A 16415-nucleotide genomic window follows, 5' to 3' on the forward strand; every position below is an offset into this window, starting at 1 on the left:
GGCCTACATTTGCAGGCCTTTTTTATTTCAGCAGCGTTGGTTACAGCAGACTTTTTAAATCCGCCACAAACTCGTCCACTTCGGCTTTGCTGGTGTTCCAAGAAGACACCAAACGCATACCGCCAGCACCAATAAAGGTGTAAAAGCGCCAGCCTTTATCGCGCATGGCGATCATCACCGGCTCCGGCACTTCAACAAACACCGCATTCGCTTGTGTCTCGAAGATGTGCTTCACCCCTTCCACTTGCTGTAATTGCTGCGACAAATATTGCGCGCAATCGTTGGCGTGTTGCGCATTGCTTAACCAGGCGCCGCTTTCCAGAAGCCCCAGCCAAGGCGCAGAAATAAAGCGCATTTTCGACGCCAGCTGCCCGGCTTGCTTGCAGCGATAGTCAAAATCTTCTGCCAATTTGCGATCAAAAAATAAAATCGCCTCACCCATGGCCATGCCATTTTTGGTACCGGAGAAGCACAACACATCGACGCCGCTGCGCCAGGTCACATCGGCAGGCGACACTCCCAAGCTAGCGACAGCGTTAGCAAAGCGGGCGCCGTCCATGTGGATTTTCAGGTCGTAGCGGTCCGCCACTTCGCGTATCGCCGCCAGCTCGTCCAAGGTATACACCGTGCCCACTTCGGTCGGCTGGGTCACGCTCAACACTTTTGGCTTGGGGTAATGAATGTCGGAGCGTTTGGTCACCAGGTGCTCGATCGACTCCGGCGTCAGCTTGCCGCCCTCACCTGTGCCCAACAGCAATTTGGCGCCGTTGGAGGCAAACTCCGGCGCGCCGCATTCGTCGGTTTCGATGTGCGCTAACTCGTGACACACCACACTGTGGTAGGACTGACACATGGACGCCAGCGACAGCGAGTTGGCCGCCGTGCCATTGAACACAAAAAAGACTTCACAGTCGGTTTCGAACAGCTCGCGGAAACGATCCGCGGCACGCGCCGTCCACTCATCGTCGCCGTAGGCAATGCCGTCCATGCCGTTTGCCTGCATCATGTATTCCATGGCCTGTGGGCAAATTCCGGAATAATTGTCGCTGGCGAAATGTTTCAGCATGGTAATTGTCCTGTGTAAGGGCCTATGTCTGGGTCATCAGCAGGCCGGTTTTAGCAAAAAAGTCAGGTCGAAGCCCTGCCAGTGTGGCTGTGCGCTTCTAAACACCTTCCCTTTGTAAGGGTTAGTGGCGCCATCTGCGGTTGGCAGATAAGCGACGCCTAATGTAACTGAAGGCCGCGCAAATGACGATACGAAGAAACCAGTGCGCAATCGCAACAGCATTAACAATCACCATCCTAGCGCCTACAGATGGTTACAAAAACCGAGTTCACCTCGTTACACAACACAGCCAGACAACCCGCCAGGAGACCCCACTTTCCTAGCCACTTAGAACATTGGCTTAATGGTAAACGCTGTCCTACCCTACATTAACACTGCTGAACCTTGTCTCTACCGGAGCACCGCATGAGTCGTTGGATATCACGCTATCTGTCGGAAATCGTTCTGATTCCCTGTTTATTACTACTGCTCTTGTTGGTTGTGGATGCCAATCGCAGCTATCGCTTGCTGACCGCCGCAGAAGAGCTACATCACCATGCGGACTTGGCCAAGCTGACCAGTGCAGCCACTCACGAGATGCAAAAGGAACGTGGCATGTCGGCGGGTTTTATCGGCTCTGGCGGGCAAAAGTTTGGCAGTCAATTGCGTCAGCAGCGCAGCACCACCGACGCCGCTCTGTCGGCCTTGACCGACTTCGTTGACACTCATGAGTTTAATGACGATACCTCCAAACTGATGGCCGAGTTGCTGCCGCGATTGAAGCAGATCAGCAATATTCGTCAGCGTGTGGACCGCCAGGACATTGCACTGGCAGAAGCTCTGAAGTACTACACAGGTAACAACGTTCTGATGCTCGATAGCATGGCGGTATTAATCGAGTTATCCAATGACCGAGATCTGTCGAGAAAGATCAACACCCTGTCCAACTTTGCTGGGGCCAAAGAGCAAGCCGGCATCGAGCGAGCGGTGCTGAGCACCGTTTTTTCCCGTGATGAGTTTTCGACGGAGCTGCGCCAACGTTTCACCGCATTGGTAGCCAAACAACAGACCTTCTTTCACTCGGCCGAAGTCGCCACAACACCGCAAATGAAAACCATACTGGCCTCGTTTATCAACTCCTCGGAGCAAAAAGCCGTCGAGCGGTATCGGCAAATTGCCAACTCCAGCGATAGCGGATTTAACACCAATCCGGAAGAGTGGTTTAAAGTCGCCACGGATCGTATCAATTTATACCGGCAGACCGAGTTGGACATTATCGACGGCTTTTTCGTGACGGCGTTAGACTTGCACGATTTCAATAGCTTTTTATTTTGGCTGGACTTGGTGTTGTTAGTGACATCTGCTGGTTTAACTTTTTTACTGGTGCGCGCCCTGCGCGCCTCCGGTAAGCAAACCGATGCCATTAAAGACGTCATCAACGGCGTTGTGCACGATCAGGATCTGACCACACTGGTGCCGCAAATCAGCGAAGACGACCTCGGGGAAGTAGCGCGCAAGGTAAACCTTGTCTTGGACAAGTTCCGCGAGGACTTTGCCTTATTTCAAAAATACGCTGAGCAAGTCTCCAAAGCCGCCGAGGAAACCAGCAACTCCATCGAGCGCAACGATCAAAATCTACAAACTCAGCAGCATGATATTTCCACCATTGCCGCCGCCGCGGAAGAAATGAGCGCCAGCATTAAGGAAGTCAGCAGCATGATTTCCGACAGCAATGAGCACATTGCTCAGGCCTCAGCGCAAACCCGCGAAGGCAATAAAACCGTGGCGCAAGCGGTGGAAGGCATTCGTGCTATGGCGCAGGAAATCGACAGTTTACGTAGCACCACAGACGACTTGAACCAACACGTCAATAACATCGCCAGCATGGTGCAAGCGATTGAATCGGTGGCCGAGCAAACCAATTTATTGGCACTTAACGCCGCCATCGAAGCGGCGCGTGCCGGTGAGCAAGGCCGTGGTTTTGCCGTGGTGGCCGATGAAGTGCGCAGCCTGGCCAGCCGCACGCAAGAAACCACAGTAGAAATTTCCAAGGTGGTGCAAGAGCTGCAGCACGGCGCCAGCCAGTCGTTGACAGTGATTGATGAAGGCCAGCGCAAAGCCGAAGCGTCGGTGGAGCAGGCCAATGGCGTAGATGAAGTGTTGGGCCGCATTGTCACCATGATGAACGAGCTGGAGCGCAATACTCAGGCGGTGGACGCCAGTGCACGCGAGCAAACCAGTGTTATCCACGAAATTAACAGCAGCCTGACGGAGGTCGACCGCCAAGCGCAAGTGGGCTTGGAAGGGTCAAAAGACATGGCGGCGGTGGAGCGCCGCTTGGCCAGTGTCGTTACCGAAATGACCAAGCGCTTAAATGCCTATCGGATCTGATTGGCCTGTGCTGGTTTTGATGCTGTCTTTTCCGATGCAGTGACTCTGATGCTGTCTTTTGCGATGCTTTCTTGTTCGATATTGTGAGTTTGATGCTGCTACTCAGGTACCGGGCGGTCTTACAGTCCTTCGCCCTGACCGTGGCGATGCCAGAACAGCTTAACTACTGGGCTTAGCTAATGGGCTTATTTATTGGGCTTAGCTACCGGCTTAGCTACCGGCTTAGTCACTAGCGGTCGCGCCATACAGAACTGACCGCCAGGGTATCGCTAAAGCGGCTATTTTCCCGGCGCAGCAGCGCTGCCGGCTAAAATACCGCCATCAATGGTCAGTTCAATGCCAGTGACGTATTTGGCTTCGTCGCTGGCCAGATACAGCGCCGCATAAGCCACGTCCAACGGCTCGCCCATATGGCCAATGGGAATATCCTGGCTGATATGGGCAATGGCCGCTTCCCTGTCTTTGCCCTCACCTAACATGGCATCCCATAATGGCGTCAAGATAGCGCCTGGATGAATGGAATTGCAGCGAATCGGATAACCTTGCTGAGCACAATACAGAGCCACGGTTTTGCTGTGATTGCGCACCGCCGCTTTGCTCGCCGCATAAGGGGCGGCGCCAGGAATACCCACCAAACCGCTGCGCGACGACATATTCACGATGCTGGCGGCGCGTGAGTTTTTCATTAAACGCATGCCATATTTACACCCCAACGCCACACCATCGCTGTTCACAGCCATTACCGCATGCCAACTCGACAGCTCCATGTGCTCTGGGTCCTGCGCGCCTCCGGTTTCTAAAAAACCAATAATGCCGGCGTTATTGACCAACACGTCCAGCCGCTTTTCGTGGCGAAGCACGTCTTTTTCCATGCGCTGCCAATCTGACTCTTGCGCCACGTCCAATTCAACAAAACGCGCCTGTCCGCCGTCTTCCTGAATGGCGATGGCCACCGCCAAGCCAGCCTCGGCGTCAATATCACTAACGATCACCTGCGCGCCGTGGGCTGCAAACAACTGCGCACAAGCACGGCCAATGCCTTTGCCTGCGCCGGTAATTAAAGCGACTTTATTGTTTAAACGTTGATGTTGCATACCCACTCCCGATGAATTTATACCTCCGGCAGACGCCGGGAAACGATCACACCGACAATCGCCAAAGCAGAAAATATGGCAATAATACCCGCCACCGATAGCCAATGCGTCAGCGCACCGACGGCGCTAAATAACAGCAAAATCACACCAATTAAGGTGTTACTGACCGCCACATAACTGGTGCGCTGATTGCCGCTGGCCAGATCGACCAAATAGGTTTTCCGCCCTACTCGCACCCCTTGATGACTGATACTCAGGAAAAAATACAATCCAGGTAACACCCAAGCCCAATGCAGCCACGAGGGCAGCAACAGAATTAACAGCAATAACACACCACCGCACAGCGCCGACAACATGGCCGCCAGCTGCATCACTTTTAAACTAGACCAATCCGCAAAGCGCCCCCAAATCGGCGCTGACACCAAGGAGGCGATTCCGCTGGCAATCACAAATAAAGCCAGGCTGCCCAGCTCACCGGAGGACTGTTGGTAGGCCAACATCACGTAATAGGGTGCACTCAGCGCACTGCATAAAAACAACGAGCGCACTATCACAAAGCGGCGAAAATGCTCGTCGCTTTGCAGCAAGGTCAGTTGCGCCAGTGCTCGTTTGAATCCGTTTTCTCCGCCGTCCACGGCGCCGGAATATTCATCAATGGTGGAGAATAATGTTGCCGCCAATAGCCATACCGCAGCGGCAGCCATCAATACCCAGCCGAGAAAATGCGCGTCATTGACAGCCGCGGCGTCTTGCCCCCACCACAAGCTCACTCCCAGCGCTAAAGTAATCAGCCCGGCAGCACTGGCCGACCAGCCAGTCACTTGGCCACGTTGTTGTTTGGGAATGGTTTTTCCTAGTACATCTTTGGCAGCCACCGAGCACAATCCGCGCGCCAGGCTTAATACCACCAAGCAGCCAATGATGCTCCAACCTGCCGCCGCGCCGTCCAGCGAGATTGCCACCAGCCCCATCGCCAGCACGCTGATGGCTTGCAACACACTGCCCAGCACCCAGACCCATTTACGCAGTGCCAACGTGCGCACCCAACTGGCAATGGCCAACTGCGGCAGCAGTGATCCTGATTCACGAATGGGTACCAACCAGGCTAATAAAAAGGCGGGAGAGCCAAGGCTTTGCAATAACCATGGCAAGGTAATTTTCGGATTTAATAATGCATCGCCCAATTTACTCAAAAATTGGGAAAAAATAATGCGAATAAAATTGCCCGGCACTTGCTGACACGCTTCGTCACTGATGGCTTTGCAAGCGCGGGCATCCTCTTCGTTGACCAGTTTGTCGTAAATGGTTTGCGACCAATCCTGGCGCATACACTGTCCTCCAGTCACAGTTGAGAGGCCAGCATAACACGGCTAAAACATAGCTATCGGCCCGGCCAGCTGGCGAGAAAGCCGAACCCTAGGCCGATAGCGTGTACAGGTTATTGCTGAATTCGCACGGTGCGTACGCTGTTCGCCTCCACTTGTTGCTGATCCAGCCACATCGGCCGCCAGGTTAAATCACTGTAGTTTTGTGCCTGATCACGGAAGAACTCCGATTCTGGGTCGTGTGATTGCCCATAGCTTAAAAACATTTCTGCTTGCGGCCCTTGCTCGGTGTACTGCAAGGCCATGACAAAACTGGAGCCGTAATTCACGTGATAACCCACTTCGCCACTGCTGCGCTTGGTCAGCTGCGTGCCCTGTTCCGCCACCAACTCACCAATGACATTGTTGGCCAACTCAGCGGTACTGCGCGATGGCAGTTTGGTTTCTGCCATATTAAATACGCCTTCAAAGGTGTAACCGCCACTCACCGCCAGCGGTGCCTGGCCCTCGGCTTTGATGACGTACTGCAGATCTCCTAGCGGAGCATCCAGAGCGATACCGAGCTGAGTTAAACGCTGCGCGGCGCGGGCGAGGTTTTGCAGCACCGGATCTTGCTGCGCAGCCTCGGTGTTCAGCGACGCCAACTCACGTGGTGTGGTGATCGGTTGCTGCGGGTCAAACGGCACCGCAAACAAGCTGTCGTCGAGGCTGCGATGAGATTCCACTTTGTAGGCTGACAAGAACTCGCGCATCAAATGCGCGCCGCGGCTGTCGTTGTTATACAAACCGTCCCAGTTGCTCAGCACGGTGCAGGCGGCACTGAGATCCACCACGGCCTCGTCCAACTGCACTTGCGGATACTGGCTGCAGCGTTCCACCAATTGCTGGCGCAGGCCATTGGCCAGCAGTGCGCCGTTGTGAGTGAACACTTGCTTCAACTCTTCAAAGCTAAAGCGGTTATCGCTGCCGGCCAGGCCATTGCCACTCATGTCGCTGATCAGCTGCGCGTTATAGCGCGTGCGCGGGCTGCGAATCGTGCCCTCAGGGCCGTACATGCTGCTGTAGCCTTGCAAAGGCTCGTCCAGATTGCTGAGCCAATGGCTACTGTTGGCGTTAAACAGATAGTCGGTGCGCGTCTGCTGCGGTGCCTGACTGAAGGGCACCAAGCCTGGGGCGCCAGCATCGCCGCTGTCTTGCCACTCAAACGTCGGTTGATGGCCGGGCAATAACACACTGCCGGCACCGTCCTGCCAGATCGGCGCCAACGCCGGATTTTGTGACGCCAGCTGCCAGTATTGCTCAACGCCGTAACTGAGCTGCGGCACCTGAGTGCCATCCAGGTAGGAGGCGGTACCATCGGCGGCCACCATCAGGGTGTTCACCCAAGGAATGCCCTGATGCTCAGCAAAGGCGGCGAAAAACTCATCACGACTTTGCGCTTTTGCCATCGCTAACCACTGCGGCAACATACGCGCATTGCCAGCATTGGCATCGCGAAAGGTAATGGCGGAGGAGGATGTCCAACCCAGCGCTGGCGACAAGGATTCCAAGTTCACCAGCGGGCCGTAATGACTGAAGTACACCGTTTGCGTGTGCGGCTGTAACGAACCATCGGCCATGCGCACCTGCACCGTGACATCTTGGCTGGTCATCTCACGGTAGTCATTGCCATAGCGGTAGCGTGTGGCGTCGTTGGGATCGAGCTGCAGCTGATACAGGGTAAAGCGCTTCGACTGCGACACCGTGTGCGTCCAACCCAGCTGCTGATTAAAGCCAATCACCACCGCCGGCAGGCCGATCATTCCGACGCCATTGATGTCCATTTCACCGGGAATGGTCAGGTGCTGCTGAAAGAAACGCAGTTCACCATCCCAAGGAAAGTGAGGGTTCGCTATCAAGGCACTGCGCGCCCCGTCTACCCGTTCATGGCCGAGTGCCCAACCGTTGCTGCCAATGCCCTCCGAAGTCATCACACTTTGCTGATCCAGCTCAGCACTTATCGCCGCTGGCGCTTGTTGTGGCGGCTGAGCGGCCGCCATGGCGGTGACGAAATTGCGGGCACTGGCCAGACGGGCCAAATCCAAATGGTATGCCAGCAAGGTGGTGGCATCGATGGGCTCGACCCAATCCACGCCGCGACATGGACTGGGATAGTCCTGCGGACCGCTGCGCTCCGCCAAGGCGCGGTTGTAACCGGTGGCATAGCCGTCCAGCAAATCGCGTACGTGGGTCGGCTGCTGCGGCAGCAGCGCCGCCGCCTCTTGTGGCAGCCCCAATGCCTTGTAGCCAACGTCTGAGGCGACATTCACCATGTTCTCACCTGGGCCAAAGGCAGCGGCTTTTTCACCTTTCATTTTGACCAGCTGCTCAGCCAGAGTGCAGAGGTTGTCCTGACCGTGAACGTAGCCGATGCCAAAGCCTAAACCGGCGTAATCGTCGGCCTGGATATGGGGTACGTCGTGCTGGGTATAGTGAATGGTCGCGCTGTAGCGGTCATCGTCGTCATCGTTACAGGCCGTTAGCATGGCCGTCGACAAAGCCACCACGAGGGGATAGCGCAATTGACGCATCGTTATGCACCTCTAAGTTGTTATTATTAATGAGGACGTCATTAAAGCGTGTATGATCGTTACCGTCGTCCATCTCGATGGAATCGAACCAACAAATAAAAACAATAAAAATCAATGAGTTATGAGTTCGGATTGATCTAGCCGAACCCTTGCCAGCAACAATGACAAAGCAATTGCTGCAGAGGTATCTATGAATTACATGGCTGGCGCCGCTGCGCTGATGGGATTGTGTCTCAGTGGTGTGCTGTTGATGGCCACCTTGCATTGGATGGTCGCTCATCGCCATACGCGACTGACCGTAGCGTGGTTGCTGGGGGCCGCCGCTCTGGCCGTCTTACAGTCGTTAGAGTTTTTGTACCATGCCACCGAGGCGTATCATCAATGGCCATTTTTCCTCAAGCTGGTCGACCCCTTGGTGGTGCTGTTACCGCTGTGCCTGTATGGCTACATTCGCGCCCTGCTCGGGGATGACATCTTCGCCAGCAGGCGCAACAAGCTGCTGCACATCAGCCCGGCACTGATGGTCGCCTTACTGGCCGTGCCTTATTGGAGCCTGCCGGGGGCAGAAAAAGTGTACTGGATGGAGCAGGTGCTGATTGAGGAGCATCGCTGGCAGCTGATTACTCCATTTGGTAACTATTATCTGGCCATCATCGCCGTGCTGAGCTTGATATATTGGGCGCGGCAGCGCCGGCAGGGCTGCTTGGCCCGGTCGCCACGCCTGCAACAATGGGTGCAACAATTGCAGCGCATGCAATTGATTATCGCTGTCTCACTGCTGGCTCGGATCGGCTTTAGCGCCGTGTCGGATATCTATATTTCGACTGTGTATGCACTGGCACCAGGCTGCGCTTATTTGCTCTATATAGTGCTGGTCAGAGCGCAAATACCCAGCCCCAGGCCTGAAGTAACCACTCACATACAGTCGCCAAATACAGCAGCGCCAGCGCCCGACAGAGAGTCACCTGGCAACGACGAAACAGCTCTGGCACTGGACGATCACCAACAGCAGTTTCAACAACTGCAACGAGTGTTGGCAGAAGGCGCGTTTCGCGACAATCAGCTGTCCCTTGCCACTTTGGCCGGGCGCTGCGGCCTCAGCACACATCAGGCCTCAGCCGCCATCAACCAGTGCCATGGCAATAACTTTTACGATTTAGTCAACGAGCTGCGCATTGAAGCCGCGCAGCAGCTGCTACTGACCAGCGATGATACCGTGGCTAATATTTGCTACGGCGTCGGTTTTAACTCCAAATCGACGTTTAATACCGCCTTTCGCCGCATTACTGGCTGCACGCCTACCCAATTCCGCAAGCGTCACGCGCACACGCCCTAGTTTCGCCGTTCGCCAGCGGCGCAATGGGCGCCGCGCTGCTAGTCTTATTGAGGGTATTGGGGGTGTTCAATGGCGCACAGTTGGATTGTTTCTCTGTTAACGATGGTGCTGCTGGTCGGCTGTGGTAGCCAGGGCAACGAGTACCCGGATGACCCAGCCACGCCTGAACCTACAGAACCCGAACCTACAGAACCCGAACCTACCGAACCAGAGCCAACTGAGCCCGAACCCACTGAGCCAGAACCAACCGAGCCTGAACCCACAGAACCGCCAGTGACCGAGCTAAAATGCCCGATCAATGACGTGCCGCATTTTGGTGTGGTCAGCGATTTATTCACTACACCCACTTGGCAAACCCTGGCTGATGCCACCGCGGCCGATGACTTTACCTTCACACTGACCCTTGCCAGCGATACCTACGGTGTGTTCATGTACCCTGCCGCGTTGGGTAGTGCCACCTTTACCAACACCGCCACCAACGTCAGCGGTGCCTGGCAAGGTGCGACTTGGAGTGATGGCAATATCAACCCCAACAGCAATGGCCCAGTGCTGGTGATGGTCGACGGTGTACCCTGGTTGGCGCATAGAACCGACTTTCCATCCCTGGGGGAAGTCAGCTTTGCGGTGGATTTTGCCAACAGCGGCAGCGTCGGCGACACACTTAACTGCGATATCTTCGGCTACCCCAGTGCCAGCGACCACAACTTGCAATGGCTGGCCGACGTCACCAGCCAAACCGAAACGCCGATTCCTGGGGAACCAGAACCTGAGCCCGAGCCAGAGCCCACCACCGAGACCTGCATTGTCGTAGATCAGCCACACTACGGCGTAGTCAGCAGTTTGTTTACGACCGCCACCATCGAACAGTTGTTCGAAGCCAGCGCCGCCAATGACTTTGCCTTCAGCCTGAACATTACTGATGGCCAATATGGCATAGTGGCGTATCCGGCAGCACTGGGCGAAGCGACCTTTCGCCAGGGCACCTCGGTAAGTGGCCCCGCCGCCAACTGGGACGGCGCGACTTGGGCGCAAGGCGATACCGCCGGTGGCAGCGGCCCGGTGATGATTCGCATTGATAATCAGCCGTGGTTTATCTATCGCACAGAAAGTGCGGGCGGCGGACTGCAGACCTTTAACGTCGATGTTGGGCGCGCCGGCGCCATCAATGCCGAAGTCGAATGTGACGTCAGTGAGTACCCGCTAGCTTCCGATCACTCGTTAGACTGGGCAAGCGTGATTCCCACTACGACAGAAACACCCTTGCCAGATACCGCAGGCAGTTGCCGCGTATCCGATCTACCACGCTTTGGCGCAGCCACCAGCAACATCAACCACACCACCGACATCGCGGCGTTGGCCAGCACCTTTACCGCCACCAGCGGCCAGCGTTTCCAGCAAACGCTGCTGGCATCTGAGTTCGCCTATCTGGCCTACCCGGCCGCGCTGGGCGAAGCCACCTTCATCAATGAAAGCAACGGCCTGGTTACCGCTTGGGCGGGCGCCACTTGGAACATCGCCGATACCGTTGGCACGGCTTTCACACCGATTGTGGTGCAGCATCAAAACGAACCTTGGTTCGTATACCGCAATGATCTGGTCGGCCCCAGCAGCCTGGATTTCAGCGTCAGCTTTGAGCGCGATCTGGCGCTCAATGCCAGCACCGACTGCACCGGTATCGATGCCTATCCAGGAGAGTCGGTGGGCACCTTCACCAGCAACAACACCGTTGTTGGGCTTGAGCTGTACGCCACCGGCACCGTCGATACGGTGTTGGAATCCGGCGTTGTTGAAGGCAACGAATGGCGCCTAAATACCACCGACTTAGCCAACGGTGACTACCACCTGTATTTTGTACTCGGCGTCAATGGTGCGCAAAAATTACTGGCAGGCCCTGTGACGGTAACCGTCACCGCCGGTCAGTTGCCAGCCACCGTTCACGATGTCGATGCTGCCCCCTGGATACTGCAGTAGGAGCCTCACCATGGAGGATGGTAAGCTGCTGCCCTCTGGCAACCGGATAGCGCTGGCATGCGTGTATTGATCATCGAAGACGATCCACAATTAAATGACTTTATTAAACAAGGATTGCAGCAGGCCGGGCATACGGTGGAGCAATGCTTTGATGGCAAAGCCGGTTTAATTGAAGCCAGCAGTGAGCCGTTTGATGTCATTGTGTTGGATCGCCAGCTGCCGAAAATGAACGGCCTGGATGTATTAAAAGCGCTGCACAGCATGGGTTCGGCCACACCGGTACTAATGCTGAGTCATTTAGGCGATGCCGATCATAAAGTCGAAGGTTTACGCTCTGGCTGTGATGATTATTTATCCAAGCCCTTTTCTTTTGCCGAATTGCTGGCGCGACTGGAAGTGCTGGCAAAAAGGCGCCCACAAGCGGATGAAACACAGCAGTTGGTACTGGCCGATTTAACCCTGGATTTACTCAGACGACAGGCACAACGTGGTGGGCAAACCATCGAGTTACTGACACGTGAATTTAAATTGCTGGAATATCTGCTGCGCCACCAAGGCCAGGTGGTGACAAAAACCATGTTATTAGAGCATATCTGGCAGCTGAATTTTGATCCGCAAACCAATGTGGTGGAAGTGCACATCAGCCGTTTGCGTCAGAAAATTGATAAAGGGTTTCAGCCAGCACTATTACACACAGTACGCGGAGCCGGTTACGTGCTGCGAGTGATGGATTAATGCGCTGGCGAACCTACGCTCTATTGCTGTTATTAACCTTCTTGCCGTTGGCAGGGCTCACATTACTGCGCGTAATAGTCGAGCAACACCTGCTCAACCCTGAACTGCAGCACTTAGACTATTGGCAGCAAGAGTTGCGCGCCCAGGCCAGCGACGAGCGTTTATTTCACCCCGCTCTGTTTCCAGAGTACGCCAATGTCACGCCAGAATCGCTGACGTTCGACGATGACAACGGAGAGACGATTGTCGATGACTACATCGACTATTGGCAAAATCGTTTAGAGCATGACTCACTGACTGCACTGCAAGCGCAATTAGCCATCGCGCGCTTGAAGGCGTTGGGAGAGGAGCAGCCAGCCAATCAAGCTGTCGTACCGCAGGCATTGGTGTGGTGGTTACTTAACGATGAGTTGCCCGAGCTGGCGCATGCAGAAATGGAAGAGCGCAGCGATGAGCAGTGGATTAATTGGCCAGCGTATAAAACAACGCGCCACTTTTCTGAAAGCGAACGCTTGGCGTTCTATATCGACAATGACGATGTTTTAGAAACACCGCATTTGTGCCTGATGCTGGCAGACCAACAAGGCCAGCTGCTGCGCGACAATTTGGACCTTGATGTCAGCGAGGTGCAGGCGCTCACCACATTGCCTCTGTGGGCACACAAAGCCAGCAAGCTGCGCGTGCAAGCCACGCCCCCTCACTGTGCGTTGCAAGCCGTACCGTTAGAGGACGGCGGCACTCTCTGGCTTGGCGTGCCAATGCAAGAACACTATGAGTTCTTTCAACAACTAAATAACTGGCACTATGGGTTGTGCTCCCTATGGCTGCTGACAATGATTTTTTACGGTGTAATGCAGGGAAAATCGCGCAGTAAACAAATGCAGACACTGCAGCATCATTTAAGCGTTGTTGCACAAGGGCATTTCGATCAACGCATTCCAGCGTCACACAGCGAGTTCACACCACTGATCACGCAGCTCAACCAGATACTGGAAAAAGTGCAACGCCTGGCACAGCAAGCACAGTGGATGTCGGACAGCATGGCGCACGATTTAAAATCACCCATTACCCGTGCCCGTGGTCAACTAGAGCTGCTGCTCAGCATGGATAAACCCGACAAGCATGCCATCGAAGCCATTATTCGTGAGCACGATGACATTACTCATTGTTTTAATGCACTGCTGCGAATTTCGCAGATTGAACGCAGCCAGCAACGCTTAACTGGCCGACGCTTTGATTTTAATGACGTCGTCAGTACCTGTATCGAAGTATTTGAAGTCAGCGCCGAGGAGCGCCAGCTGACTTTAAGTGCTGAGATCCAAGGCGCTGATATCCAAGGAGCTGATATTCAGAACGCTGGTTTTCAGTTAGAAGGCGATAAAGACCAATGGCTGCAAGCAGTATCGAACTTGCTCGATAACGCCATCAAGTACACCCCACCAGGTGGCAATGTTCGCGTTATTTTGCAGCACAAAGATCAGCCGCCAACAGCGTCAATGAATCAAAGCCAACAGGCCAGCAAAAACTCCCAATTAATACCCGGCATTGAACTGACGGTATGGGATTCAGGACCCGGCATTCCAACAGATGAGCAACAGCAAGTATTGCAACGCTTTTATCGCCTACATGAACACGCCACGATAAAAGGCCATGGCTTGGGATTGAGCCTGGTGCAGGCGGTTTGCCAACATCACCAGGCGCAACTGACGCTCAACAATCACCATGGCCTGCAAGTCTCCATTTGGATACCGCTGCAGGCCAGTGACTAGCTGTGGTTTAGTTCGACGCACACCCCTGGCCGCTGCACAGCACAATATCCGTTGGCTGCTCGCTTTGCAGTGGCAAAAATACCTGCAATGTCCGCTCGCCTTGATGGTTATAACTGACGCCTTGCTTGGCATTGCTCACCAGCTCACCGTTAACGGTAATTTGCGCCGGTACCTCACCTTGCCAGTTGGCAATGGTCAGTGCCGGGTTAAATACTGGCTGGCTGCTACTGGCCTGCCAACGAGCACTCAAACGCTGACCGTTGGCTCGTGCATGATAGCTGCGCTGCGCTGCGTCGTAGCTAAAATTCACACTGCCTTGCGTGGCATTGAGTGCTGGCGCCTGCAGCCAGGAGCGCGCTAACGTCACCACCTGTGCATTGTCCATCGTCGATAAGCCGGTCAGTAACAGTCGTGTTTGTGAACTGGCGGTTTGTGCATATGGCGGGTTAAACGCCATATGAAACAGCGAGGTATGGCTGGGGTACTGAGCGGAATCGGCACCGCGGCCAAAAGCACGAATATGATTTACCGGCCAGTGGTCCCAACGAACGAAATGGTGGCCAGGGTACTCAGTGGCAAAATCGCGCTCCCAATACGGCATAATTTCTAATGTGCCGCCGTGCTCCATAATGGTGTAAGTGTCGAGGCTGGTGTCTTTTAAATTAATGCGCGTGATATTCGCCAACTCTGGCTCTTCAAACGGCTCATCGCCAATGCCATTAATGCCACCCGCTTCACCATCGTACACCGCCTGTTCACCTTGCATATTCAGCACAGTAACGGTGTTGCGAATATCGATGTTATCCCACGGGTTTTTACCGGCACTGTTGATGACCATGGCCTCGTGATATTCAAAACCATTGGGAGCCTCGCCATAGGTATTCACCTGCTGGCTGTGCAATACATTTTTCGACAGCACCGAACCATCTGGGTAGAAATAGAAATAGAACTCCGAGGTCGCGCCCCAACCGTCCACCGTGCCATTGGTGTCGATCAGGTTGTAGCAAATACCGTGCGGATGATAACGCCAGTGCACCACCGCGCGCGCCGGGCTGCTCTCTAAAACGCGAACGAGGCTGTAACGTGCTTGTTTATCGTTCATCGGCTCAGCACCGCCGCTTTCGCACATTTCTGGCCATTCCCAGCTTTCATTAAATTCGTTGCTGTACCAAGCGCCGTTGTCCGACACCATCGATGGAACAAAGCCCAGGCCGCGCCAGAACACCCATTGGCTGGCATTGCCGTCAAAATCCACCACCACATCTGGGTGTGCATGCACTTGCCAGTTATCGTTCCAGCTGGCTGATGGCGGCTGATACTCCTCTTCCGGGCCCCGGTCCCACGGCCCGGCATAACCCAGTTTCAGATAGCGTGCACCGAAGTCCTGATCTGGGCCCGTCGGCAACGCCTGCGTGCTGTTCACATCGGGAGCGCTGGCGACATAGTCTTGCTGCTGATCAGTGCTGCGAATAATGCTGCCGTCGGCATGCAATGTAAGTTGTGACACCAGCACTTGGTTTTGATCGTGCACAATGACCCGGCGCTCAACCTTAGCATCACTACCAATGCGGAAATACTCATCCACCCAGCCAGTCCAGCCGGGCACCATCGGATTTTCATCGCTCTCAAACACGGGGGCATAGCGCCAATGGACCAGCACTTCGCTGTCGCTTTGCTCGATAATCCGCACATGCGAATGGCGATTCAGTTTGTCCCAGCGCAAACCGCTGCCATCACCCTGTGTCGCCACACGCATATCAAAATGCGCACTGCCGGAGGCGGTTTTCCAGCGTGGCAGATAGCTGCTGGCGCGAGCAAATTCCAGCTGTGAGCCATCGGCAAATTGCACTCGAATATCGGCGTAATCACCAACAAATTGATGCTGTTCCCAGTCTTCACCGGAATCAATGCGCGTGTAATACGCGAACAATGCCGAGCTGCTGTCCACGCTGCCATTATCCGTACCGCCGTCTGTGCCAGAACCATCCGTCTCAGAGCCATCCGTGTCGGGCTCCGTTACCGGAGGCGTTGGCTCGCTAGGCTCAGTTGGTGTTTCTTTTGCTGTATCGGCATCGTCGGAGCCAGAGGATGACTCCTGGCAAGCAGCCAGTGTTAGCGCGCAGCACAGCACTGCCAATACATTTAAACCTGAAGTATGTGTCGCCATAAATTCACCTTT

10 protein-coding genes are annotated in these 16415 nt (G+C 54.8%); 5 read left to right on the top strand and 5 right to left on the bottom strand.

The features are described from left to right. Positions 1–40: 40 nt before the first annotated feature. On the bottom strand, positions 41–1066 hold the full coding sequence (locus tag CHH28_RS02360; RefSeq protein WP_094058800.1) for a threonine aldolase family protein: 1026 nt from the start codon (positions 1064–1066) through the stop codon (positions 41–43). 405 nt (positions 1067–1471) lie between these two features. Between CHH28_RS02360 and CHH28_RS02365 the strand changes: the two genes are divergently transcribed. Beyond that, complete coding sequence (locus CHH28_RS02365) at positions 1472–3436, top strand: methyl-accepting chemotaxis protein (RefSeq protein ID WP_094058801.1); 1965 nt, start codon at positions 1472–1474, stop codon at positions 3434–3436. Between the two features lie 278 nt (positions 3437–3714). On the opposite strand, the gene CHH28_RS02370 is transcribed toward CHH28_RS02365, so the two are convergent. The 3 genes from CHH28_RS02370 to CHH28_RS02380 form a co-directional block, all read right to left on the bottom strand. Beyond that, on the bottom strand, positions 3715–4530 hold the full coding sequence (locus tag CHH28_RS02370; RefSeq protein WP_094058802.1) for an SDR family oxidoreductase: 816 nt from the start codon (positions 4528–4530) through the stop codon (positions 3715–3717). A 17-nt stretch (positions 4531–4547) separates the two neighbouring features. Then, positions 4548–5858, bottom strand: a complete 1311-nt coding sequence (locus CHH28_RS02375) for an MFS transporter (protein WP_094058803.1) — start codon at positions 5856–5858, stop codon at positions 4548–4550. A 110-nt stretch (positions 5859–5968) separates the two neighbouring features. Further along, positions 5969–8425 (bottom strand): penicillin acylase family protein, encoded by a 2457-nt coding sequence (locus CHH28_RS02380; protein ID WP_094058804.1) that lies wholly within the window; start codon positions 8423–8425, stop codon positions 5969–5971. A 190-nt stretch (positions 8426–8615) separates the two neighbouring features. Here CHH28_RS02380 and CHH28_RS02385 point away from each other — a divergent pair, with 190 nt between their 5' ends. The 4 genes from CHH28_RS02385 to CHH28_RS02400 all read left to right on the top strand — a co-directional run bounded on the left by CHH28_RS02385 (position 8616) and on the right by CHH28_RS02400 (position 14236). Beyond that, positions 8616–9761, top strand: a complete 1146-nt coding sequence (locus tag CHH28_RS02385) for a helix-turn-helix domain-containing protein (protein ID WP_199243984.1) — start codon at positions 8616–8618, stop codon at positions 9759–9761. A gap of 69 nt (positions 9762–9830) precedes the next feature. Further along, a complete protein-coding gene (locus tag CHH28_RS02390) occupies positions 9831–11732 on the top strand; it encodes a hypothetical protein (protein WP_094058805.1) in 1902 nt (633 codons plus the stop codon). A gap of 57 nt (positions 11733–11789) precedes the next feature. After that, positions 11790–12467 carry a response regulator transcription factor gene (locus tag CHH28_RS02395; RefSeq protein ID WP_094058806.1) on the top strand — a complete coding sequence of 226 codons (678 nt, stop codon included), beginning with the start codon at positions 11790–11792 and terminating at the stop codon, positions 12465–12467. Beyond that, a complete protein-coding gene (locus CHH28_RS02400; protein WP_094058807.1) occupies positions 12467–14236 on the top strand; it encodes a sensor histidine kinase in 1770 nt (589 codons plus the stop codon). The genes CHH28_RS02395 and CHH28_RS02400 overlap by 1 nt, the downstream gene beginning before the upstream one ends. A 7-nt stretch (positions 14237–14243) precedes the next feature. Here the strand turns inward: CHH28_RS02400 and CHH28_RS02405 are convergent, their stop codons facing one another. Next, entirely contained in the window at positions 14244–16403 is a 2160-nt protein-coding gene (locus CHH28_RS02405; RefSeq protein WP_094058808.1) for a hypothetical protein, read from the bottom strand. Positions 16404–16415 lie beyond the last annotated feature (12 nt).

Origin of the sequence: Bacterioplanes sanyensis, from assembly GCF_002237535.1 — a bacterium.
In the GTDB taxonomy this organism is placed as follows: domain Bacteria; phylum Pseudomonadota; class Gammaproteobacteria; order Pseudomonadales; family Oceanobacteraceae; genus Bacterioplanes; species Bacterioplanes sanyensis_A.